Below are 23111 nucleotides of genomic sequence, written 5' to 3'. Positions count from 1 at the left end.
CGGCATGATGAACGGAACAGATTACAATCCCCCGACTACAACTATTCCAGAGACACCATGAACAAGCTCCTCGCTCCCCTCGTGTTGTTTGCGGCCATCGGCGTTGCCTACGCCGAGCCGGCCAGCGTCGCCCAGTTGAACACCATGGCCAAGCGCTTCGCGCCGGTCGAACTGAAGGCCGATACCTCCCGGCTGTCGAAGGGCGACCGCGCCGCGATGGCCAAGCTGATCGAGGCGGCCAGGATCATCGACACCCTGCAGCTGCGCCAGCGCTGGGCCGGTAACGAAGCCCTGTGGGCCGCCCTGCAGAAGGACAACTCCGAACTCGGCCGTGCGCGCCAGAACGCCTTCTGGCTGAACAAGGGCCCGTGGTCGGGCATCGACGACAACAACTCCTTCATGCCGGCCGAGTATGCCGGTATCAGGATCCCGGCCAAGAAGCCGCTGGGCGCCAACTTCTATCCGGAGAATGCCGGCAAGGAAGCGCTGGAAACATGGATGAACGGTCTGCCGGCCGCGCAGAAGGCCGACGCCCAATGGTTCTTCACCGTGATCCGCAGCGGGCCGGACGGCAAGTTCAAGACCGTGAAGTATTCGGACGAATACCGCCCGGACCTGGAAAAGCTGGCCAGGCTGCTGCGCGAAGCCGCGGCATCCACCGACAATGCCTCGCTCAAGAAATTCCTGAGCCTGCGCGCCGACGCTTTCCTGTCCAACGACTACCTGGCCTCGGACTTCGCCTGGATGGACCTGGATTCGCCGGTGGACGTCACCATCGGCCCGTACGAGACTTATAACGACGAGCTGTTCGGCTACAAGGCCGCCTTCGAAGCCTATGTGAGCATCCGCGACCAGAAGGAAACGCAGAAGCTGGCCTTCTTCGGCAAGCACCTGCAGGAGCTCGAAGACAACCTGCCGCTCGACAAGCGCTACCGCAACCCGAAGGTGGGCGCGATCGCCCCGATGGTGGTGGTCAACCAGGTGTTCGGCGCCGGCGACGGCAACATGGGCGTGCAGACCGCCGCCTACAACCTGCCGAACGACGAGCGCGTGATCCGCGAGCGCGGCTCCAAGCGCGTGATGCTCAAGAACGTGCAGGAAGCGAAGTTCGAATCGACCCTCAAGCCGATCTCGAAGCTGGTCTTGCGCCCGCAGGACCAGAAGGACCTCGACTTCGACTCCTTCTTCACCCACATCCTGGCGCATGAGATCATGCACGGCCTCGGCCCGCATACGACCAGGAAGGACGGCAAGGAATCGACCCCGCGCCAGGACCTGAAGGACAGCTACTCGACCATCGAGGAAGCCAAGGCCGACATCACCGGCCTGTGGGCGCTGGGCTACATGATGGACAAGGGCCTGCTGAAGGACACGCTGGGGCAGGGCGCGCAAGCCGAGCGCAAGCTGTACAACACCTTCCTGGCCTCGAGCTTCCGCACCCTCCACTTCGGCCTGACCTCGTCGCACGCGCGCGGCATGGCGATCCAGGTGAACTACCTGCTCGACAAGGGCGCCTTCGTGGCCAACGCCGACGGCACGTTCTCGGTGGATTTCAAGAAGATCAAGGGCGCCGTCGCCGACCTCGACCGTGATTTCCTGACCATCGAAGCCACCGGCGACTATGCGGCAGCCAAGGAATTGATGAAGAAGTACGTGGTGATCCGTCCGGAAGTGCAGAAGGCGCTCGACAAGCTCAGGCCGAGCGTGCCGAACGACATCCGCCCCAGCTTCGTGACGGCGGCGGCGCTGGTGAAATAAGGCCGACAGGCGCTCCCGGGCGGCCGGATTGGCATCGGCGCAACACTTGCCGCGCCGTTTGCTTAACTTAAACTGAAAGCGCCGTCAATCCATACAAGGCCATGTTATAGTCGCTGCATTGCTTGGGAGAAAGTATTGGCGCCGCTCCGGCGCCGCTCCCGGGTGCAGCGACAAGAACATGACGACGAAGCCCCTTTCCACCGGCGCGCGGCTGGCCATCGGCTACGGCGCCGTGATTCTCCTGATGATTGTCCTGGCGGTGCTGGCCGCGGCACGCGCGGGACAGGTCGACCAGCTGCTGTTCCGCATCGACGAGGTCAGCGGCATCAAGCAGCGCTACGCCTTCGAACTGCGCAGCAGCGTGCGCGACCGCGCCATCGCGGTGCGCGACGTCGTGCTGGCGCCGGACCCTGCCGCCGCCGCCGCGCCGATCGGCCGCCTCAAGACCCTGACCGATGCCTACGCGCGCGCAGCCTCGCCGCTAGACGCGCTATTCCACGAACTGCCGGGCATCCAGCCCGCGGAACGCGAGGCCCTGTCCGCCATCAAGGAGCAGGAGCGCCGCACCCGCCCGCTGGTCGACCGCATCGTCGCCCTGCACGCAAGCGGGCAGGCGCAGGAGGCGGCCGCGTTGCTGTCGCAGCAGGCCGCGCCGGCCTTCGTCGACTGGCTGGCCAGCATCACGCGCTTCATCGAACTCCAGGAAAAACTGGCGGCCGACGACATGGCCGCCGCGCGCCAGCTGTCGTCCGGCTTCGCGCAATGGATCGTCCTGTTGTGCGCCGGCGCCATCGCAGCGGCCGTGCTGGGCACCTGGTACGTGGTGCGCGCCCTGCCGCGCGAGGAGGAGGCCGGCGCGCCGGCCGACAGCCCGCCCGCGGCGGAACCGGCGGCGGCTGCGCCCAAGCGCGTCGACGACATCGTCGGCGCCATCGACGGGCTGGCCTTCCGCGCCAACATCCTGGCGCTCGACGCCGCCGTGCAGGCCCTGCGCACCGGCGAGCCCGACGAAGGCAATACCGCCGTCGTGCAGGAACTGCAGGCGCTGGCGCTGCGCTCCACGGCGGTAGTGAAGGACATCCGCGACCTGGTCGGCAGCCCGGTCGCCCACATGGAAGACGCCGGCGCCCTGCAGGCCATCGCGAACGCGGTGGCCCGGGTGACCGCGGTGACCGCCGCGATCCGCGCCGAGGAAGGCCAGGTCCCGGGCCCGACCGAGTCCGCGCGCCGCACCACGGCCCTGCTGCAGGCCTCGACCGCGGCCGCCGCCATGGAAGCCGAAGCGCAGCGCCTGGCTGCCATGCTGGCGCCGGTGCTGCCCGGCGAGGCCGCCCCGGCAGGGCAAAACTGACAAGCTTGCCGTTCTTGACAGGCAGAAATATTTTCCCGAAAGCGGACCTCGATCCCGGGCTAGAATTGCCGATAGGCATTTCACTGTCCTTGAGAGAACCGCCATGTTCACCTCCCTGAAGTTCGCTGCGCCGCTGGCTGCGCTCCTGTTTTCCACCTGGGCCGCACCGGCCGCGCACGCCGCCGAGCTGACCGCGCTCGAGCAGCGCTGGCTCAGCGCCGCCGGCCCGGTGCTGGCCTATTCCCAGCAGCTCAAGCTCCCGCTCGACATTACCGTCCAGCCCCAGCCGCGTCCGGGCGACGTGCCGCTGGCGATGGGCTTCGACAAGGGGCGCTGCAAGCTGGTCATGTCCCTGCGCAACAACCCGGATGCCGAAACGGTACTGGCCGGCATTCCCGAAGCGCAGCAGGGCGCGCTGATCGAAGCGATGGCTGCGCACGAGATCGCGCATTGCTGGCGCTATTCCCAGGGCGCCTGGCACGCGCTGCCGGCCGGCTTCGAGGAGGTGGGCGAGGAGCGTGCCCTCGACGCCTCGCTGCTGGCGGCCTCGAAAGCCATGCGCGAAACGCGCCGCGAGGAAGGTTTTGCCGACCTGGCCGCCCTGGCCTGGACCCGGCGCAGCAATCCGGACGAGTACGCGCGGGTCTACCGCTGGCTGGCCGGCGTGCGGGCCAAGGTCGCGGTGCCGCGCAGCGGCCACGACACGCGCGCCTGGGTGCGCCTGGCCGGCGACGGCGCCGCCTTCGGCAAGGCCGAGGCCCCGTTCGACGACGTCGGCAAACTCTGGCGCACAGGCTTGCTGGCCACCCAGTGAGCCGCGATGGCGCCTGCGCGCAACAGCAGGGTCCGCCAAAACGGGAAGCTGGGCGGCACGGTACGCTGACGCACAGATGCGGTCGGGTGTGGGGGCGTCTAATGATGTCATCACAACAACCGATTACAAGGGACACCATCATGAATCGACTTCTCGCCGCCCTGCTGGCTTCCGTTGCCGGCGTTACCATTGCCGCTGCGCCTGCCTTTGCCCAGAACGACACCGCCGCCTATCGCAAGGCGATGGACAAGATCGAGGCCGACCACGATGTCGCCAAGGACAAATGCGATGCACTCAAGAAAGAGGACGTTTGCGAAGAACAGGCCGACGTCGCGCGCGCCAAGGCCGAGCTTGCCGCTGTCACCAAGTACAACAACACCACGGAAAACCGGAATGCCGCGCGCCGCAAGCTGGCCGAGGCCGAATACGAGCTGGCCGAAGAGAAGTGCGACGCCATGAAAGGCGGCGACAAGGACAGCTGCATGAACAATGCCAAGTCGGTGCGCACCGCTGCGCTGGCCGATGCCGGCGTCGTGCGCGATACCCGCATCGGCGGCAGCGGCACCACCGCCGCCACCGCCGGCGCTGCCGGCAGCGCCGGCCTGGTCGCTTCGACCGACACCAAGGATCCGGTGAAGGCCGCCGCGGTCGAGAAGTGCGAAGAGAAGGGCAACAAGACCGCCTGCCTGGTGGAGAACAAGAACGCGCCGGATACTGCGCTCGAGCGCGCCGGCGAGAAGACCCGTGCCGCCCTTGCCGGCGCGGTCGACAAGACCAAGGAAGCCGGCCACAAGGTTGCCGACAAGACCAGGGAGCTGACCGCCGGCGCCGCCGCAACGACCGAGCGCGCCGCCGACAACGTCGGCGACAAGACCCGCGACACCGCCTCGACCGCGGCCGACAAGACCGAGCGCGCCGGCGCGCGCACCGCGTCCAACCTGTCGGACACGGCAATCACCGCCAAGGTCAAGGCCGGACTGGCCGCCGCGCCGGACACCAGCGCGCTGGCAGTCAAGGTCGAGACCGAGAAGGGCGTGGTTATGCTGAGCGGCTTCGTCGATTCGAAGGCCGAGGCCGAGCGCGCCGAGAAGGTCGCCAAGGGTGTCGAGGGCGTAACCCGCGTCAAGAGCACCCTCAAGGTCAAGAGCAGCAAGTAAGACCGCAAACAGAAGGCCGGCGGCGCCAGCGCCGCTGGCGTCAAGCCCGCAGCTTTGCCGTGCGGGCTTTTCTTTTGGTCGCGCCGCCGCCGATACTGCCGGGTATGTGGAACGCCGGGGGTATAATTCCTTCGTGAACAAACTCGAAGCCTTCGGATACATCGCCGCCCAGGCCGCACGCGGGGACATTACCTTTCCCACCAGCGTGAATGCCGTGCTGCGCCTGCAACGCGCCCTGGATGACCCGGATTGCCATGTGGACGAGGCGATCCGCCTGGTGCTGTCCGAACCGCAGCTGGCGGCGCGCACGGTGGCGCTGGCCAACACGGCGGCCTTCGGCGCCGGCGGCGCGCAGGTAAGCAATGTGCGCGCGGCCGTGCTGCGCATCGGCTACCGCCGCCTGCGCGGCCTGGTTGCCGCGCTGATGGTGCGCCAGTTCGGCCACCGCATCGCCGACCCGGTGCTGCGCGCCAAGGCCGAACAGCTGTGGACCCACAGTGTCCAGGTGGCGGCGCTGGCGCAGGCGCTGGCCCGCCACGTCACCCGCACCGACCCCGATACCGCCCTGTTCGCCGGCATCGTGCATGAGGTCGGCGGCTTCTACCTGCTGTCGCGCGCCGACGAATTTCCCGGCCTGCTCGAGGACGACACCGAGAACTGGGGCGCGCTGGTCGAGGACGTGGCCCGCCTCGAGATCATGCGCAAGCTTGCGATTCCGCCCGAGGTGGCCGAGGCCATCGGCGGCCTGCGCGACGGCGTGCTGAACCCGCAGCCGCATACCCTGCTCGACACCCTGCTGCTGGCGAACCGCTACGCGCTGGTCGACTCGCCGCTGGGCGGCCGGTCCGATCCGCTGGACGACGCGGCGCCCGGTCCGCTCGACGCCGCCACCCTGCAGGTGCTGCGCGACGAGGCCGCCGAGACCGCCCAGGCGCTGGGCGACGCCGCGCTGGTCTGACTCCTTATTCCCACCCGATGATGCCGGCGCGGCCGGCGGGCGTGGCCGCGGCCAGGCTGCGCTCGCGCAGCGCGCGCACCACGGCGCGCACGGCCGGCGTGCGCATCATGTCCGGCAGCGCCGCGATCGCGAACTGGCGCCGCGCCGGGATCGGCAGCGGCAGGATGTGCACGCCGGCCGGTTCCGGAAAGGTGGCCAGGCGCGGCAGGATCGAATAGCCCAGGCCGCGCCCGACCATGGCGGCGATGCTGGTGTCGTTGGCCAGGGTGCGGCCCGGTTCGGGCGCGAAGCCGGCAGCGCGGCAGCGCGCCAGGATCTCCTGCGCACCGCTGCAGGCCAGCCCGATGAAGGGCAGGGCGCCGAGCGCCGGCCAGCCGCCGGCCGCGCGCGGCAGCGCCAGCGCGCCCGGCACCACCAGCACGTAATCGTCGTACAGGTAGGGCTGCGAGGCCAGGCCGGCGGCCAGCGGCAGCTGGGCAATGCCGATCTCGGCCACACCGTCCTGCAGCGCGGCCGCGACCTCGGCGCGCTGCTCGCAGCTGTCGTCGATCTCCACGCGCAGTTGCGGGTGGCGCCGCGCCAGCGCCTCGAGCACGTGGGGCAGCAGGTGGGTGCCGATGCTGCGGAAACAGGCGATGCGCACGCTGCCCGCCAGGGTCCCGTCGGCCAGGGCCGCTTCGCGCAGCCCGCTTTCCAGGCGCAGCATCTGGCGCGCCTTGGCCAGCACCCGCCGTCCGGCCTCGGTCGGCGCCGAGCCGGCGCGGCCGCGCACCAGCAGGCCGACGCCCAGGTCTGCCTCGAGTTCGGCGATTGCGTGGCTGATGCGCGACTGCGTGCAGCCCAGCTCCGCGGCGGCGGCGCTGAAGCTGCCATGGTCGGCCACGGCAACCAGCATCTTCAGTTGGCTCAGCTTCATGCCATCGAAATCCTTCATGCAAGACTCGGCATTATCCGGCATTTCGGTTGTGGCAACACGGCCGCGCGCGCAGGATGGCGTTCCGACTCACTTACCCCGAAAACGAGATGAAGCCATTACCCTTGAGCGCGGCCCTGATCAGCATCGACGTGCAGCAGGCCTTTGACTGCCCCAGCTGGGGCCGGCGCAACAATCCCGATGCCGAACAGAAGATCGCCGCGCTGCTGGCGGCCTGGCGCGCCACCGGGCGGCCGGTCTTCCATATCCAGCACCACTCGGCTTCTCCGGCCGGGCTGTTCCGGCCGGGCACGCCGGGCTACGCGCACAAGCCGGAAGGGCAGCCCTTGCCCGGCGAAGCCGTGATCGTCAAGAGCGTCAACAGTGCCTTCATCGGCACCGACCTGGAAGTGCGCCTGCGCGCGGCCGGCATCGCGACCCTGGCGATCGTGGGACTGACCACCGACCACTGCGTGTCGACCACGGCGCGCATGGCCGGCAACTTCGGTTTCGAGACCTATCTGGTGGCGGACGCCACCGCGACCTTCGAGCGCACCGGCCCCGACGGCCGCCACTTCACGGCAGAGCAGATGCACGACACGGCCCTGGCCAGCCTGCACCGCGAGTTCGCCACCGTCGTGTGGTCGGAAGAGCTGCTGGCCAGCCTCGGACTTCAGGCGAGGGCGCGCGCCTGAGCGCGGCCCTGCACCAGCATCGTGGAGGCCAGCAGCACGCCCGCCAGGGCGAGCCCGGCCGCTACCCACTGCGGCGAGGCATACGAATAGCCCAGGGTCAGCGGGATGCCGCCGAGGAAGGCCCCGGTGGCGTTGCCGATATTAAAACCCGACTGACCCAGCGAGGAGCCGAGCATCTCGGCCGCGCGCGAATGCTCGATCAGCAGCATCTGGATCGGCGGACCCAGCGCCAGCGCGTTGGCGCCGGTGGCGAAGGCCAGCAGCAGCATGGCCGGCTGCGACCCCGCGAACAGGCCGTTGCACAGCAGCAGGGCGGTCATGCTCATCAACAGGATCAGGATCGACTGCAGCGGCGGCACACGGTCCGCCAGCTTGCCGCCCAGGTTCACGCCGACCGTCATGCCGACTCCGACCACGGTCATCACCATCGGGATCGACGCGGGCGCAAAGCGGGTGACTTCGGTGAGCAGCGGCGCGATATAGCTGAAGAAGGCGAAGAAGCCGCCGGTGCCGATCGAGGTGATGGCCAGCGCCAGCCACAGGGCCGGGCTGCGGAAGATGCGCAGGTCGTGCAGCAGGCTGGTACGGGCCTTGGCCTCGATGTGCGGCACCAGCCGGTGCAGGGCCAGCACGGTGACCAGGCCGATCGCGGCCACCACCAGGAACACGGCGCGCCAGCTCATGTTGTGGCCCAGCCAGGTGCCGGCGGGGACGCCGATCACGTTGGCCAGCGTCAGGCCGGTGAACATGGTCGCCAGCGCGGCCGCCACCTTGCCTTCGTCGGCCAGGCGGCTGGCGACGACGGAGCCGACGCCGAAGAAGGCGCCGTGCGGCAGTCCGGCCATGAAACGCGACAGCATCAGTACCTCGTAGTTCGGCGCAAAGGCCGACATCGCATTGAACAGGGCGAACATCGCCATGAACCACATCAGCACGCTGCGCGGCGGCCGGTGCGCCATCAGGCTGACCAGGGTGGGAGCGCCGACCACGACGCCGAGGGCATAGGCCGTGATGAGGTGGCCGGCCTGGGGAATGCTGATCTGCAGGCCGCTGGCGACGTCGGGCAGGATGCCCATGATGACGAATTCGGTCATGCCGATGCCGAAGCCGCCAAGGGCGAGGGGAACGAGGCTTTTCTTGATCAAGGTGGGCAGGCGTGCTGGAGAAGGGCGGCCACTATAGCGCCTCGCGCACTCCCAGTCCGCTTTCGTGTCGTGATGACGGGTATAGCGGACTGAAATGAACGACCCGCTCTACTCGTCCGTACTAGGCCAGGCGATGCGGCCGTGGCCCGCATTGTCGAGGCGGGTGCGCAGCGCGCCGGCATCCTGCACCGGCAGACTGAAATCGAACCGCACCGCGTCGCCATGCGCGACCTCGAGCAGGCGGGCGCCGGCGGCATCGAGTTCGCGCCGCACCATGCCTTCGAGCGCATAGGGCGCGCTGCAGCGTAGTTGCTGGAGCTTGATGATCGGCACCTTTTGCGCCTGCAGCAAGGCCTGGGCCACGCTGTCGGTATAGGCGCGCACCAGGCCGCCCGCGCCCAGCTTGACCCCGCCGAAGTAGCGCACCACGGTGGCCAGCACGCCTTCTAGGTCCTGGTGGCGCAGCACGTCGAGCATCGGCCGGCCCGCGGTGCCGCTCGGTTCGCCGTCGTCGACAGCGGCGGACTGGCCGCCGGCCAGCAGCGCCCAGCACACGTGGGCGGCGCCGGGGTGCGCGGCGCGCAGGCCGGCCACCACCTGCTGAGCGCCGGCGCGGTCGGGCATCGGCTGGACGCAGGCCAGGAAACGGCTCTTCTTGATGACGAGTTCGAAGTGGACGGGGGCAGCGATGGAATAGGGCATGGCGCCGATGAGCGAATCGCAAACAAGCGGAGGAAGAAACAAAAAAGGCGTCACGATTGCTCATGACGCCTTCCTTGCTGAATCTTTGGTAGGCCGTGCTGGGCTCGAACCAGCGACCAACGGATTAAAAGTCCGCTGCTCTACCAACTGAGCTAACGACCCGAAGAAGCCAAGATTATAGCGGCGTTTGCGCGATTATCCAAGTGCTTCGTGTCAATCTTGTGAAAATTCGCGCAACAGGGGCCGGGAATCAGCCATCGACTTCCTTGTCTTCGGCCTGGACCTCGTGCATGGCATGCGGTTCCAGCTTTTCGGCATCAACGTTCATGCGCACGAACATCCCCCAGGTGGCGAGGATGGCGGCCGCCGCCAGGCCGATGGACGCCGAATGCAGCAGGTATTCGGGACGACCGTGCATGAACTGGAATACCCCGATCAGGCATTCGATCGACAGCGAGACCACGACCACGATCAGGAAGCGCGACAGGAAGCGCCGCACGCGGGTGGGGGAGCTGATATTGACCGAACGCTGTACTTCTTCTTCCAGCACGGTCTGCCCCAGTTCCAGCGAGGCCACCGCGATCGTCAGCAAGCCGACGCATTCGAGAATGAGCTCGAAGCGCTCCCTGACCTTGAGTTCGTCGCGGAAATCGAGCGCCGCCCAGGTTTCGACGCCGGCGAGCACGATCAGGCCGACGCCGCACACGAAGAACAGGCCGACAATCAGCATGTAACCGAGCAGGAAGATGTTTTGGATGAATTTCACGAAGTGCACCGGTTAGCGTAGTTGCAAATATTTTAACGTTTTTCGCCGCGGCAGCGCGTTCGTTTCAGCTTGGTCTTGCTGGGGATGACACGGCGCAAGAATTGCCCTTCGGACTGCTTATATCGTGGTGCCTTCGGCTGCCGAGTCCACGGGGAATTGTTACGGTCATGAACGCGACGCTGACGGATCAGATCTTTGCCGCCCTGGCGGAATTCAGGAGTGCAAGCAGGCTTTATCGGTTGCAGATCGGCGAGGACGAGGAAAGCGGCCTGCTGGTCGAAGCCTTCCTTGCCGACGATGCGCTGCAAGAAGTGGGGTTCCGTGACGTGATCGCGCTGTCGACCGATGCCGGCCTGGACCTGGAAACCCTGCTCGGCCAGCCGGCGGCCCTCGACATCTGCCTGGCCGACGGGCAGCGCGAGCGCTTCGCCGGCGAGATCAGCGAAGCCGCCATGCTGGGCAGCGACGGCGGCCTGGGCCGTTACCGCATCCGCATCTCGTCCCGGCTGTGGCGGCTGGGACAGGTGCGCAATTGCCGGGTATGGCAGGACAAGGGTGTCGCCGACATCGTCGACGCCGTGTTTCAGGCGTATCTGCCGCAAGCCCGCTGGCGCTGGAGCGAGGACGCCGGTCCCTTCCTGGAACAAGTCTCACCGCGCAGCTATTGCTGCCAGTACCGCGAATCCGACCTCGATTTCGTCCGCCGGCTGCTGGCCGAGGAGGGCCTGTGCTGGCGGATCGAGCAGGCCAGCGAGGGGCCGGGCCTGGTGCTGTTTGCCGACAGCACCCGGCGCAGCGCAGTGCCCGAAGATGCCAGCAGCGCGGCGCTGGCGGGCATCCGCTTCCATGGCGCGCGGTCGGTGGAGGAATCGGACAGTATCCAGGCGCTCGCAGCCCAGCGGCGCCTGCACGCCTCGATGACCACCGTGCTCAGTGGCGACTACAAGGCGAAGCAGGCCGTGGGCGCCAGCTCGCCCTCACACTACACCTACAGCAAGCTGCCGGAACTGGAAGCCTTCGAGGTGCCCGGGCAGTATGCCTATGCGGACTGGCGCCAGGCCCAGCATTACGCCGACCTGCGCATGCAGGCCCAGGAAGCGCGCGGCCAGATGTGGCACGGGCGCTCGACCGTGCGCACACTGCGCGCCGGAACCCGGATACAAGTGAATGGCGCGCCCTTGCAGCGGCTCGGCGACCTCGCGTCGTTCACGGTGCTGCGCGTCCTCAGCATCGGCGTCAACAACATGCCGCCGCCGGTCCAGCACGCGCTTGCCGAGCTGTTCGGGCCAATACCGGAGTTGCTGGAAGACCTGTCCCGCACCGACATGCCCGCAGACTTCGCGTTCGCGATCGCCCAGGCGCGGGAGCTTGGTTATGCCAATTGCTTCAGCGCCGTCGCGACGGACGTCGTCTGGCGTCCAGCCTTGGGAAGCTGCGACAGAGGGCGTCACACGAAGCCGGTCGCTTTCGGTGCGCAGAGCGCCATCGTCGTCGGCGCGGACGGGAACGACCAGCCGAACGGCGCGGACGAGTTGTACTGCGACCGGCTGGGGCGGATCCGCATCCGTTTTCATTGGCAGGACGGCGCCAATGCGAGTTGCTGGGTACGTGTGGCGCAGCGCTCGGCCGGCGGGGGAATGGGGCAACAATTCCTGCCGCGGATTGGGCAGGAGGTGCTGGTGCAGTTCCTGGAGAACGATATCGACCGGCCTATTGCTGTCGGAGCGCTGTACAACGGCCGCGGGGAGGGCGGGATTGCCGCCACGCCCGGTGGGCGGCGCACCAGCGAAGCGGACCTCTCCTGTTTCGGACGGGCACGCGACCATGCGGCGTCGGGGCAGGGCAATCTCAGCGGCGGGAATGGTCCGGTATGGCATGGGGCGTCGGCGGATAGTGCCGGGCATCGGAATTCGGCGGCGCAGTGGGGGGGCCGGAGCAAGGAGTTCGGGGGGCATGGGTATTCGCAGTTGTTGTTCGATGATGTGGATGGGCAGGGAAGGGTGCAGCTCAGGAGTACGTGTGCGGGGAGTGAGTTGAATCTGGGGCACCTGATTCATGCGGCGGACAACTATCGAGGGGGCTTCCGAGGGACTGGCGTCGAGTTGCGTACGGATGCGTATGGGGTTGTGCGGGCTGGTGCGGGGCTACTAGTCACGAGCCACAAGATCAACCAGAACGCTAGCGTGCGGGATGCTGCTGGGGGGAATGCAGCCGGAATTGCGATGCTGACTAATGCAGACAAGGTGGCCGCTTCCTTCAGTACGGCTGCCGTCACGCACCGCACAGTCGGATTGGCAGCGCATCTCGGTATCCGTCAAGCGAACGCGAGCACCCTGGATGACGAATCGGCGCCACTGCAGGCGGCGCTGAAGACGGCCTCTGGCATGGTTGGCATCGACTCGCTCGCTGTAGCGCGTTCGGATGCTGCCGTACGGAACACCAGCGTCGGCAAGGACAAGGCGCCGCATACGACTGATCCGATTATTGCCATTGTGGCACAGGCCGGTTTCGATGCAGTGGCTGGGCAAAGCGTGCAACTTGTTAATGGCGAAAGTGTGGTGCTGATGTGCGTGCAGGACATGCAGTTTGCCGAAGGTGGGCAAATGCGCGTGCATACGGGGCAGGTCTTTGGCGTGCTGGGAGGGGCCGTTGAGGCAGGCACGGGCAGCGTCGGTTTGCAGGTCCTTGCAGCTAAAGATTTGATCAACGTACAGGCACAAGCCGACTTGTTGAACGTTCAGGCGCACAATGAGATCAATGTCACCAGCGCTAGCGCATACGTCGATTGGGCGACGGCAAAGAGCATCCGCCTATCAACGTCAGGAGGGGCGAATATCACGATCGAGGGTGGGAAAATTAAAGTGCAGGGACCAGGGAAAATTGCGATTCATGCCGGGAAAAAGAGTTTTACTGGCCCCGCTTCATCTAATTACCCTTTACCTACATGGCCATCAAGCGAGCCCGTTTGTATTGAGTGTTTGATCAAGGCGCTGCGATCCGGTTCGCCACTCGCGATGGTTTCAGCATGAAAAACTCTATCTATAAGACTGTCGATGATGTTGCTGTAATTCAAGCTGTTGAGGAAATAACTGCGTTTATACGTAGCAAGCCTGAATTGACTTGGGCGGCATTGATTGATACTGCATTCGATTATGGTCAGGATGCTGTGACTCCTGATTTTGGCACACTTATCGATTGTTACAGTTATCCTGAGCTACAGGGTCTAAGTACCGTTGCGCCCCGCTTGGTTACGCTTTTTTGTGGTAGCCGTTTGCGTGCACAGATCACGCGCCTGATCCGGCATTGCCAAGGGCGGCCAATGCTTAGCTTTATTGGAACGACGGAAAGCTTGGAAGATGTTAGTGCAAGATGGCGTGCGGTCCATATGGTGTCTGTCGTAGACGAGCAGCAGATGTTGTTGCGCTTTGCCGATACAAGGATTTTGTCTTATTTGCCGCACGTACTGACTTCATCTCAATGGGCGGCAATTTGCGGTGCAGTTTCCATCTGGATTTACTTTGATCGATCTGGTGTCTTAACGGCCTCCGATATCCCTAGTTCGAGTAACTTCACAGAAAAGATATCGATCACAAAAGAACAGTTTGCAGAGCTGCTTGACGCGTCGCATCCGGACGCGGTGATGTGTTTAATCGAGGAGTCAATGTACGACATCGTTCCGAAATGCAGGCCGGTCTCGGAGCGATATCGCATGGTAAAAGAATCATATGAGATTGCCAAAGAAAACAAGGTCAACGACAATGCCGACATTCTTGCTTTGGCGGTGGCGGCGTATATTTCCGATGGTGCTAGCAATGTTGATAAACGGCTCGTGTCGCTACTCAGGCAACGTAGTTGGACTACTGGATCATTAGGCAATGCAATTGTCCACGCACAGATTATCTAAAAAGGCGAGCTATGTAAGTGCGCAATTGCATCTCATTGCTTCGATCATTTTCATTGTTGGCATCAGCCTGTTCAGATGCGACAACTACCGCTAGCCTGAATAGCCGTAATCAAATGAAAGATCTATCGATTCACTATTTAACTGTAAATGGCCTGGGTGGACCTGACGTTGTGCCAGAATTTGGTAGTTGAGAAACCTGTTGTCTTAGCCTTCGATACGAAAGTTATTGAAATGAAGAAGCTGGAAAAAATTCGCTTACACATCGTCGCTTCAATAACAAGTTTCCTTATGATGTCGGCTTGCTCAGATTCGACCATTTCCGCTGGCATACGCGGTTATAACCACATGAACGGTCTATTCATTGAGGGTTTTACTGTAAACGGCGCAATGGGACTTAATGTGGCACCAGAGTCTGGTGGAGGGGAGGCTTGTTGTGTTAGTCTCCCCACGCGATGGCGGCCCGGCCTAAAAGCAAAGGTGTCATGGAAATACGATCAAAGAAATGACGCGACAAGTCCGCTTCCGGATGGTCAGACTGCCTTAGTGGATATTCCTCCTTACACCAATGGCGGATCTTTGCACGTACACTTTTATGCAAGGCATAAGGTGAAAATTGTGGTTTCCCCCTGCTCTCCTGAACACCCATTCTATCCCATGAGCATGGCTGATCTAGCGCCATGGAAGCCGTTTGCAACTAAAGAAGATATGCGTGAAACCGCGCAACGTGGTGGAGGTAACGTTGGCTGCTAATCTACATTTTGCTCACAGTCCGGACTTAAGCAATACACGATCTGTATTGCGCCCTTTGTCGACTCATGAAATTATGACTCGCGCGAAGGCGCTTGCGGTACGCAATCAAGCGACGTCACGTACTGCTTGCAGTGGCCAAATATTCATCGGGATGTTTTTCGACGGTACAGGAAATAATCGAGATGTAGATTACTTGTCCGTTGAGAGCGATGCAAGCAAAAATAAACACAGCAACATAGTCCGTCTACTCCATGCCTATCCTGATAGATTGCAGCGTGGAACAGCTCGATATTATCGCTTCTACGTCCCTGGTGTTGGTACTCGTTTCCCCGAAATTGGTGACGAAGGAGGTGGTTTCGGGACAGGAACGTCATGGAATGGTGAGCCTCGTCTGATTTGGGCACTAACCCGTGTGTTTAATGCTGTAAGTGATTTCGTCTCTGGGCGCGAACTTATTTCAGCTGACCAGGCTGGAAGGATCGCAAATGCGACAGGTGGCGTAGGCTCTACAGCAGTTCATCGAAATCACGTGTTCGGAAACTATTGGGAAAAACAACTCAAAAATGTCATTTTTTCACGACATAAGAGTAGGCCGTATCCTGAGCAAATAAACATTTCTGTTTTTGGATTTTCACGCGGGGCCGCAGAGGCGCGAGCGTTTGTGAATTGGCTATACGATATATGTGAGAACGATGGTGGACACTATAAGTTGGCGGGTATTCCCCTACGTCTCGACTTTTTGGGAATTTTTGACACGGTGGCTTCTGTAGGTATTGCCGGAGCGTTTACGAACGGAATTTTAGGACTGGAGGGGCGTCAGTCTTGGGCAAGTGACAATATGCAGATCCATCCTAAGGTCGAAAGCTGCTTGCATATTGTGGCTGCTCATGAGGTCAGAGCAACCTTCCCCTTGGATTCGGTGCGAATCGAAGGTGACTATCCTTCTAATGCAAAAGAGTATGTATATCCAGGCGCGCATTCGGACGTCGGGGGAGGTTACACCACCGGTGCACAAGGGAAAACTGATGGGCTCGCTCGCATTGCCGGGTTCGAAATGTATTGCGCAGCGTTGGCTGCTGGCGTTCCATTCCTGACATTTGCGGAACTTCCTACAAGTGTGCGTAACGCCCTTGCACCATCAGAACATGCATTAGTTGCCTTCAAAAATTATATGCAGAGTGCGAACGTGCCTGCTGCGCCCGTAGAAGAGATGATGCGCGCACACATGGGGCATTATTTCACGTATCGCTACCAAGGCAGGCGAAAGTCTGTCAATCCGAGAGATGGAGACTACTGCACTCGATTATTCTTCAGGAAATCGGCGGCTGAACGTGTGTATCTACAAGATACACAGCAGCATTTTTTTGCGATTCTGGCCGCTGTCGTTAAAATTTTAGAACATAGAATAGAAAAGGGGGGAAGCGTTGATACATATCTTGCGCAACCTTATCAGGACGGAGTGTTTGACTTCTTGTCCTCCCCCATTCAGCGAATAAGTCCAATTGTTTCTGGGCGCATCATGGCAATTCACGATAAATTCGATACGCCGGAACGCGATAGGATTGTGGATGATATAAAGAAAAAATTGGAGAAATGGTACAGGTGGTTGAGAGATAACAATTACCCGATCCTAAAAGATGCAGATGCACCGGAGCGCGATGTTCTCAGCGTTGTGCAAACTATCGAAGACGTTCCACAGTCGGACGACATCGTGAATTTCCTTGACCACTGGGTTCATGACTCCATGGCAGGCTTGGCTGCCGATGGGCTCAATGAATTTCTTGTTAACGGCATTGGACTATTCAAATTCCGTCGCGTGTACTGGGGAAATAGGGGGGATGCTATGTTAAAAGAGAAAATAGCAAAGGAAAATTCAGCTTTGGCGGTTAGCAGTAGGCAGAAACGCCAGCACAGTCGATCATGAAATTTTAATCTGCAACATAAAATTGCTGTCCGCTAGGCGAAGAAAACAAAAAAGGCGCTACGATCACTCGTAACGCCTTCATTGCTGCAACAAATTCGTGGTAGGCCGTGCTGGGCTCGAACCAGCGACCAACGGATTAAAAGTCCGCTGCTCTACCAACTGAGCTAACGACCCGAAAGAGGCAGCATTATAGCCGGGCATTTCGGTTTGCGCTAGTGCTACCTGAACAAGCCCGCATCACACCAGCGCCGCGGTCACCTTGAGCACCTCGTCCGCCGTGGTCACGCCCTCCACGACCTTCATCGCCCCGGCGATGCGCAGCGGCTTCATGCCGTCCGCCACGCTCTGCTGGCGCAGCTGCTGGATCTCGCCCGATTCGCGCACCACGCGCGCAAAGCCGTCGCTCACGGTCAGCAGTTCATAGATGCCGGTGCGGCCGCGATAGCCGGTCTGCCGGCACTCCGGGCAGCCAATCGGACGATACACCGTGGCTGGCTTGGGAATATTCCATGCGCCGCCAATGCCCTGCCACACTTCGTCGCTCAGTTCCCCGCCGGGCGCCTTGCACTCCGGGCAGAGCGTGCGCACCAGCCGCTGCGCCATCACGCCGATCAGGGTGGCTTCGAGCAGATAGTCCGGCACGCCCAGTTCCAGCAGGCGCACCACCGCGGCCGGCGCATCGTTCGTATGCAGGGTCGAGAACACCAGGTGCCCCGTCAGCGCCGCCTGGATCGCCATCTCGGCCGTCTGCAGATCGCGGATCTCGCCCACCATGATGATGTCCGGATCCTGGCGCATCAGTGCGCGCACGCCATCGGCAAACGACAGGTCGATTCCCGGCTGCACCTGCATCTGGTTGAACGAGGCTTCGACCATCTCGATCGGATCCTCGACCGTGCACACATTGACCTCGCTGGTCGCCAGTGCTTTCAGGGTCGTGTACAGCGTGGTGGTCTTGCCCGAGCCGGTCGGGCCGGTGACGAGGATGATCCCGTGCGGGCGTTTGGTCAGCGCGTCCCAGCGCGCCGCGTCGGCGGGAGGAAAGCCGAGTTCCGGCAGCGTCTTGACCACCACCTCGGGATCGAAGATCCGCATGACGAGCTTTTCGCCGAAGGCCGTCGGCAGCGTCGACAGGCGCAGTTCGACTTCCTGGCCGCTTGCCGTGCGCGTCTTGATGCGGCCGTCCTGCGGGCGGCGCTTTTCGATCACGTCCATGCGTCCCAGCAGCTTGATGCGCGCAGTCATGGCGATCATCACCACCGCCGGCACCTGGTAGACCGGGTGTAGCACGCCGTCGATGCGGAAGCGGATCACGGCGAATTCGCGCTTCGGCTCCAGGTGAATGTCCGAGGCGCGCTGTTCGAAGGCGTAGCTCCACAGCCAGTCGACGATGTTGACGATGTGCTGGTCGTTGGCGTCGAACTGCTTGTTCGATTTGCCCAGTTCGACCAGCTGCTCGAAGTTGTTCCGCATCGCCAGGTCTTGCCCGGTGTGGCGGTTGGCGTCGCGGATCGATTTGGCCAGGCTGAAGAATTGGGAGATGTACTGGGCGATGTCGAGCGGATTGGCGAGCACCAGTTCGATCTTGCGGCGCGAGAGCTTGGCGATCTCCGCCTCCCACTCCACATTGGCCGGATCGGCGGTCGCCACCAGCAGCGTCGAGGCGCTCATTTCCACCGGCAGGATGTTGAAGCGCGCGGCGTAGCTGGCCGACATCACGTCCGCCACCTTGGTGAAGTCGATTTTCAGCGGGTCGATGCGGACGAAGGGCAGGCCGACCTTGGTGGCGCACCATTCGGTCAGCGCGTCAAGCGTCAGCAGCCGGTGGGGCGGCTGGCTGGACACCAGCTTGCACTGGGCCACGGCGGTCAGCGGATGCATCGACCCGGCTGCGCTCTTCAGGATGCCCTGCGCCTGCGCGAACTGCGCCTTGACGTTCTCTTTGGTGACGATGCCGTCCGCCAGCAGCCAGGAAAAGATCGACTGCAGGTCGAGCGCCCGCAGGCGCGCCGCTTTCGACGTGGCGGGGACGGCATGTGTGTTCACGTGCGACTCCTGATTGACAGATGCTTCAGTTGGCGGCCAGGATACCCTTGACCCAGGACTTGGCCGGCAGCTTGGTTGCCGCCACGATCTGCGCCGCGCGTGCCGCCAGCGCTTCCTTGTCCAGTTGCGGACGGTTCTTGAAGCACAGCGCCACCACATTGCCTTCGTGGACTTCCGGCAGGCAGATCACGTGCGCGAAAGCGAATTTCATGGCCTTGAGGTTCTTGGCGAAGCTCGGGTGGTCGCCGAACAGGTTGACGGTCATGATGCCGCCCTCCGCCAGGCAGGCGTTGCAGGCCTGGTAGAACTCCGGCGTGTCGAGCACCGGGCCGCGCGCGGTGGCGTCGTACAGGTCGCACTGCAGCACGTCGAAGGCGTCGTGGTTGGCGGGATCGAGGACGAAATCCATCGCGTCCATCTCCAGCACCTGCAGGCGTTCGTCTGCGGGCGGCAGCTTGAACATCGAGGCGCAGATGGCGATCACGGATGCGTTCAGTTCCACGGCGGTGACGCGCGCCTCCGGAAACTGGCGGTAGCAGAATTTGGTCAGGGTGGCGGCGCCCAGGCCCAGCTGGGCGATGGCGCGCGGCGACTCGATGAACAGCATCCAGGCCATCATCTGCTGGGCGTATTCGAGCTCCGGCCAGTCGGGCTTGCGGATGCGCATCGCGCCCTGCACCCACTCGGTGCCGAAATGGAGATAGCGGACGCCGTCCTGTTCGGACAGGGTGACGGGGGCGAACTTGGGCTTGCGCGCGGGACGGCGCGAGGATTCGGCCTGTTCGATGGATTTGCGTTTGATGAGCATAGGGCAACCTGGTTGAATCGCCCTATTATCGGGGGAGGGGTTCCCGCTGCGCAAGCACGGGAACCCGGATCGGAACGATCAGTAGTCGATCGGCTGGACCGACACGCGCAGGCGCACGCGGTTGCCCGGATCGCGGTTCATCAGGGTGGTGTAGGACTGGCCGCGGTATTCGTAGGTGACGTCGTAGCCGTTGGTGCGCGTTTCGTAGGCCTCGACGGTGCGGCACTGGCGCACCGCCTGTTCCTGCACGCCTTGCGGGCGGTTGTTGTTTTCCGCGCGGTCGCCGATCATGGCGCCGGCGATGGCGCCGGCCGCGGTTGCCGCGACGCGGCCGTTACCGCTGCCGACCTGGTTGCCGAGCAGGCCGCCGACGATGCCGCCCACGATGCCGCCGCCGGCGCCGCGTTGCTGCTCCACCGGCACTTGCACGTAGTCGGTGCGGCATTCCTGGCGCGGCATGCGAATCTGTTCCACGCGCGGCTGCACACGCACCACGCGGCCGAAGTCTTCGAAATCCTGGGCCTGGGCCAGCGGCAGTGCGGCAAGACCCATGGCGGCAATGATCAGTTTGGCTTGAAAGTTCATGTTCTACCTCGTTTTGGACACATCGACGGGTCTGGTCTGGGGGAACCGACCGGACTTCCCTAACTCCTATGGTAATCCGATCCGTCCTGCTCCGCCGAATCCCTGTGGCAACAAAATGTAACAGCCTCGCAAGCATCCATCCATCGCCGCCAGAATGGCGGCGCGGTGGACGCGCGTGCAAGTTATGCATATCTGCACATACCATTTCTTACAAATGGGATTCCGTGAATCACATTTGGGTTGCTTCCAATACCACAAAACGTTACCCTTACACAAATCAGGGTCTTATTTGCGCGTGGAAACGACAGCGGGGGAGAACAGCATGCGGCGGATGCCAACCGTCGAGACGCGTGGCGTACCGAGCGCCGCATCATACCGACCTGGTCAACTTGAGGAAAAAATGAGTTTGTTGATGAGAGTGCCGCCCAATCTTGTGCAGTCGATCCGCGCCTTCCGCGTCGCCGAGCTGCAGCAGGAGGCTGCGCGCCTGGGTCATCACTTCCTGTATGCGCATTGTGCCAATACCCTGACGAAGCAGCAGGTGTGCGCCCGCATCGGCGAAAACTTTTATTTCCCCAAGCCCTGCAGCAAGAATTTCGACGCACTGCGCAAGTGCCTGACCGAGACCGTGGCCGAGGCCGGTCCCCAGCCGGGCTTCCTCGTCGTGCTCGAGCAACTGCCGAGTGCACAGAAATTCGACAAGGAAGCGCGCGAGAACCTGCTCGACGTGTTCCGCGACGCCGCCGAATTCTGGGCCGAGAAGAAAGTCCCATTCCGGGTATTCTACTCCTTCGCCATTCCGGCATAAGCCGGCCCGACGCGGCTGCCATGCCCCCGCCCGCTGCGGTTGCCCGCCGGCGATACGGTACAATGCGGGGTATGAAAAATATCGTGATCCTCATTTCCGGCCGCGGCAGCAACATGGAAGCGGTCGTGCGCGCAGCCGAGGCCGAAGGCTGGCCGGCCCGCATCGCGGCCGTCATCAGCAACAAGCCGGAAGCCAAGGGCCTGGAATTCGCCAGCGCCCGCGGCATCCCGACGGCGGTGGTGGCGAACAAGGAATACGCCACCCGCGCCGAGTTCGACGCGGCGCTGCAGGAAACGATCGACCGCTTTGCGCCCGACCTGGTCGTGCTCGCCGGCTTCATGCGCATCCTGACCGCGCCTTTCGTCGAGCACTATGCCGGTCGCCTGCTGAACATCCATCCGTCGCTGCTGCCGCTGTTCCCGGGCCTGGGCACGCACCAGCAGGCCATCGATGCCGGCGAGAAGGAACACGGCGCCACCGTCCATTTCGTCACGGCCGAGCTGGATCACGGTCCGATCGTGGCGCAGGCACGCGTGCCGGTGCTGCCTGGCGACACCGAAGACACGCTGTCGGCCCGCGTGCTCGTCGAGGAACACAAGCTCTACCCGTATGCGGTGCGCCTGTTCGTCGAAGACAGGCTCAGTATTGACAATGGCGACGTGCGCATACTTGAGCGCGCGGCCGCCTAAACCACAAGAATTTAATTTAAGGAACACCATGAGATTGCCTCCAGCGATCATCGGCAATACCGAAGAAGTATTGCGCGAGATCCTGCGCTTTATGTCGCCCGCCGACGTCACCCTGTCGCGCTACTTCAAGGACCACCCGCGTTTCGGCGGCCGCGAGCGCGGCGTCATTGCCGAGGCGGTGTACGCCGTCCTGCGCAATAAATCCTTCTATACCGACTTCGCCGGCTCCGGCAACACGCCCTCGATGCGCAAGCTGGCCCTGCTGGGCCTGGCCGAGACCGTCGGCATCGACGCCCTGGGCGGCCTGAGCGAAGACGAAACCAACCTGCTTACCCGCGTCAAGGAAGTCGACCGCAAGCTGCTGCCGCCGCAGATGCAGGCCAACCTGCCGGCCTGGCTGTACGAGAAGCTGGTGGCGCAATTCGGCGAAACCGAGGCGCTCGAGCTGGCGGCCGTGCTGAACACGCCGGCGCCGCTCGACCTGCGCGTCAATTCCATCAAGGCCAACCGCGACGACGTCGTCGCCGAACTGGCCAAGGCGCCGATCGTGGCCGAACCGATGCCGTATGCCCCGCTGGGCCTGCGCATCCAGAAGAAGCCGGCGCTGCAGAACCTGCCGCTGTTCAAGGAAGGCGCGATCGAAGTGCAGGACGAGGGCAGCCAGGTGCTGGCCCAGATCCTTGGCGCGCGCCGCGGCGAAATGGTGGTGGACTTCTGCGCCGGCGCCGGCGGCAAGACCCTGGCGCTGGGTGCGGCCATGCGCAACACCGGCCGCCTGTACGCCTTCGACGTGTCGGAAAAGCGCCTGGCCAAGCTGAAGCCGCGCATGGCGCGCAGCGGCCTGTCGAACGTGCATCCGCAACTGATCGCGCACGAGCGCGACGCCAAGATCAAGCGCCTGGCCGGCAAGATCGACCGCGTGCTGGTCGACGCCCCTTGCTCCGGCCTGGGCACCCTGCGCCGCAACCCGGACGTCAAGTGGCGCCAGCGCCCCGACGCCATTGCTGAGATGCAGGAAAAGCAGGCTTCGATCCTGGACGGCGCCGCGCGCCTGGTCAAGGCCGGCGGCCGCCTGGTGTACGCCACCTGCAGCCTGTTGAACGAAGAGAACGACGTGATCGTGGAGCAGTTCCTGTCCACCCACCCGGACTTTGAACTGGTGCCGATGAGCAAGGTGCTGGCCGAGCAGAAGATCCCGCTCGAGATGGACCAGTACCTCAAGATGCTGCCGCACAAGCACCAGACCGATGGCTTCTTCGCGGCCGTCATGGAGCGCAAAGCCAAGGCCAAGCCAGCCCCGGCCGACGAGCCGGAAGTGGTCGACACCGAGGAATAACG

General features: G+C 63.3%; 20 protein-coding genes and 2 tRNA genes. 13 read left to right on the top strand and 9 right to left on the bottom strand.

Features of this window, described 5'->3' with window-relative positions; translation table 11 throughout:
• The first annotated feature begins 57 nt into the window (after window positions 1-57).
• The 5 genes from AB3347_RS21810 to AB3347_RS21790 all read left to right on the top strand — a co-directional run bounded on the left by AB3347_RS21810 (window position 58) and on the right by AB3347_RS21790 (window position 6038).
• A complete protein-coding gene (locus AB3347_RS21810; protein WP_369093814.1) occupies window positions 58-1758 on the top strand; it encodes a hypothetical protein in 1701 nt (566 codons plus the stop codon).
• Window positions 1759-1936: 178 nt separating this feature from the next.
• Window positions 1937-3109 carry an MCP four helix bundle domain-containing protein gene (locus AB3347_RS21805; RefSeq protein WP_369093813.1) on the top strand — a complete coding sequence of 391 codons (1173 nt, stop codon included), beginning with the start codon at window positions 1937-1939 and terminating at the stop codon, window positions 3107-3109.
• 103 nt (window positions 3110-3212) lie between these two features.
• Window positions 3213-3923, top strand: coding sequence for a hypothetical protein (locus AB3347_RS21800; RefSeq protein WP_369093812.1), 711 nt, complete (start codon window positions 3213-3215; stop codon window positions 3921-3923).
• A gap of 140 nt (window positions 3924-4063) precedes the next feature.
• A complete protein-coding gene (locus AB3347_RS21795) occupies window positions 4064-5080 on the top strand; it encodes a BON domain-containing protein (protein ID WP_369093811.1) in 1017 nt (338 codons plus the stop codon).
• 133 nt (window positions 5081-5213) lie between these two features.
• Complete coding sequence (locus AB3347_RS21790) at window positions 5214-6038, top strand: HDOD domain-containing protein (RefSeq protein WP_369093810.1); 825 nt, start codon at window positions 5214-5216, stop codon at window positions 6036-6038.
• 4 nt (window positions 6039-6042) lie between these two features.
• On the opposite strand, the gene AB3347_RS21785 is transcribed toward AB3347_RS21790, so the two are convergent.
• On the bottom strand, window positions 6043-6972 hold the full coding sequence (locus AB3347_RS21785) for a LysR family transcriptional regulator (RefSeq protein WP_369093809.1): 930 nt from the start codon (window positions 6970-6972) through the stop codon (window positions 6043-6045).
• Between the two features lie 89 nt (window positions 6973-7061).
• Between AB3347_RS21785 and AB3347_RS21780 the strand changes: the two genes are divergently transcribed.
• Entirely contained in the window at window positions 7062-7646 is a 585-nt protein-coding gene (locus AB3347_RS21780; protein WP_369093808.1) for a cysteine hydrolase family protein, read from the top strand.
• Here AB3347_RS21780 and AB3347_RS21775 read toward each other — a convergent pair.
• The 4 genes from AB3347_RS21775 to AB3347_RS21760 form a co-directional block, all read right to left on the bottom strand.
• Window positions 7625-8791, bottom strand: a complete 1167-nt coding sequence (locus tag AB3347_RS21775; protein ID WP_369093807.1) for an MFS transporter — start codon at window positions 8789-8791, stop codon at window positions 7625-7627. The genes AB3347_RS21780 and AB3347_RS21775 overlap by 22 nt on opposite strands.
• 108 nt (window positions 8792-8899) lie before the next feature.
• Complete coding sequence (locus tag AB3347_RS21770) at window positions 8900-9493, bottom strand: YigZ family protein (RefSeq protein WP_369093806.1); 594 nt, start codon at window positions 9491-9493, stop codon at window positions 8900-8902.
• A gap of 86 nt (window positions 9494-9579) precedes the next feature.
• Window positions 9580-9655: transfer RNA gene (locus AB3347_RS21765), tRNA-Lys, on the bottom strand.
• Between the two features lie 88 nt (window positions 9656-9743).
• Window positions 9744-10259 carry a hypothetical protein gene (locus AB3347_RS21760; protein WP_369093805.1) on the bottom strand — a complete coding sequence of 172 codons (516 nt, stop codon included), beginning with the start codon at window positions 10257-10259 and terminating at the stop codon, window positions 9744-9746.
• 167 nt (window positions 10260-10426) lie between these two features.
• Here AB3347_RS21760 and AB3347_RS21755 point away from each other — a divergent pair, with 167 nt between their 5' ends.
• From AB3347_RS21755 to AB3347_RS21740, 4 genes are all read left to right on the top strand, one after another.
• Entirely contained in the window at window positions 10427-13288 is a 2862-nt protein-coding gene (locus AB3347_RS21755; protein ID WP_369093804.1) for a type VI secretion system Vgr family protein, read from the top strand.
• The gene (locus AB3347_RS21750) at window positions 13285-14163 is read left to right on the top strand and encodes a DUF4123 domain-containing protein (protein ID WP_369093803.1); all 879 of its coding nucleotides are present in this window, start codon (window positions 13285-13287) and stop codon (window positions 14161-14163) included. Before AB3347_RS21755 ends, AB3347_RS21750 begins: the two co-directional genes overlap by 4 nt.
• A 147-nt stretch (window positions 14164-14310) precedes the next feature.
• Entirely contained in the window at window positions 14311-14913 is a 603-nt protein-coding gene (locus AB3347_RS21745) for a DUF3304 domain-containing protein (RefSeq protein WP_369093802.1), read from the top strand.
• The gene (locus tag AB3347_RS21740; protein WP_369093801.1) at window positions 14873-16837 is read left to right on the top strand and encodes a DUF2235 domain-containing protein; all 1965 of its coding nucleotides are present in this window, start codon (window positions 14873-14875) and stop codon (window positions 16835-16837) included. Before AB3347_RS21745 ends, AB3347_RS21740 begins: the two co-directional genes overlap by 41 nt.
• A gap of 98 nt (window positions 16838-16935) precedes the next feature.
• Here AB3347_RS21740 and AB3347_RS21735 read toward each other — a convergent pair.
• The 4 genes from AB3347_RS21735 to AB3347_RS21720 form a co-directional block, all read right to left on the bottom strand.
• Window positions 16936-17011 (bottom strand) — tRNA-Lys (locus tag AB3347_RS21735).
• Between the two features lie 63 nt (window positions 17012-17074).
• Window positions 17075-18883, bottom strand: coding sequence for a GspE/PulE family protein (locus AB3347_RS21730; protein WP_369093800.1), 1809 nt, complete (start codon window positions 18881-18883; stop codon window positions 17075-17077).
• Between the two features lie 25 nt (window positions 18884-18908).
• On the bottom strand, window positions 18909-19691 hold the full coding sequence (locus AB3347_RS21725; protein WP_369093799.1) for a spermidine synthase: 783 nt from the start codon (window positions 19689-19691) through the stop codon (window positions 18909-18911).
• 78 nt (window positions 19692-19769) lie between these two features.
• The gene (locus tag AB3347_RS21720; RefSeq protein ID WP_369093798.1) at window positions 19770-20276 is read right to left on the bottom strand and encodes a glycine zipper 2TM domain-containing protein; all 507 of its coding nucleotides are present in this window, start codon (window positions 20274-20276) and stop codon (window positions 19770-19772) included.
• 400 nt (window positions 20277-20676) lie between these two features.
• Between AB3347_RS21720 and AB3347_RS21715 the strand changes: the two genes are divergently transcribed.
• From AB3347_RS21715 to AB3347_RS21705, 3 genes are all read left to right on the top strand, one after another.
• Complete coding sequence (locus AB3347_RS21715; RefSeq protein ID WP_369093854.1) at window positions 20677-21084, top strand: barstar family protein; 408 nt, start codon at window positions 20677-20679, stop codon at window positions 21082-21084.
• Window positions 21085-21155: 71 nt separating this feature from the next.
• Window positions 21156-21773 (top strand): phosphoribosylglycinamide formyltransferase, encoded by a 618-nt coding sequence (purN, locus tag AB3347_RS21710; protein ID WP_369093797.1) that lies wholly within the window; start codon window positions 21156-21158, stop codon window positions 21771-21773.
• Window positions 21774-21801: 28 nt separating this feature from the next.
• The gene (locus AB3347_RS21705) at window positions 21802-23109 is read left to right on the top strand and encodes an RsmB/NOP family class I SAM-dependent RNA methyltransferase (RefSeq protein ID WP_369093796.1); all 1308 of its coding nucleotides are present in this window, start codon (window positions 21802-21804) and stop codon (window positions 23107-23109) included.
• Window positions 23110-23111 lie beyond the last annotated feature (2 nt).

It is taken from the genome of Massilia sp. X63 (genome assembly GCF_041023745.1).
GTDB lineage: Bacteria > Pseudomonadota > Gammaproteobacteria > Burkholderiales > Burkholderiaceae_D > Telluria.
Note: the sequence above shows the minus strand (reverse complement) of the source record. Positions and strands in the feature narration are given on the sequence as shown.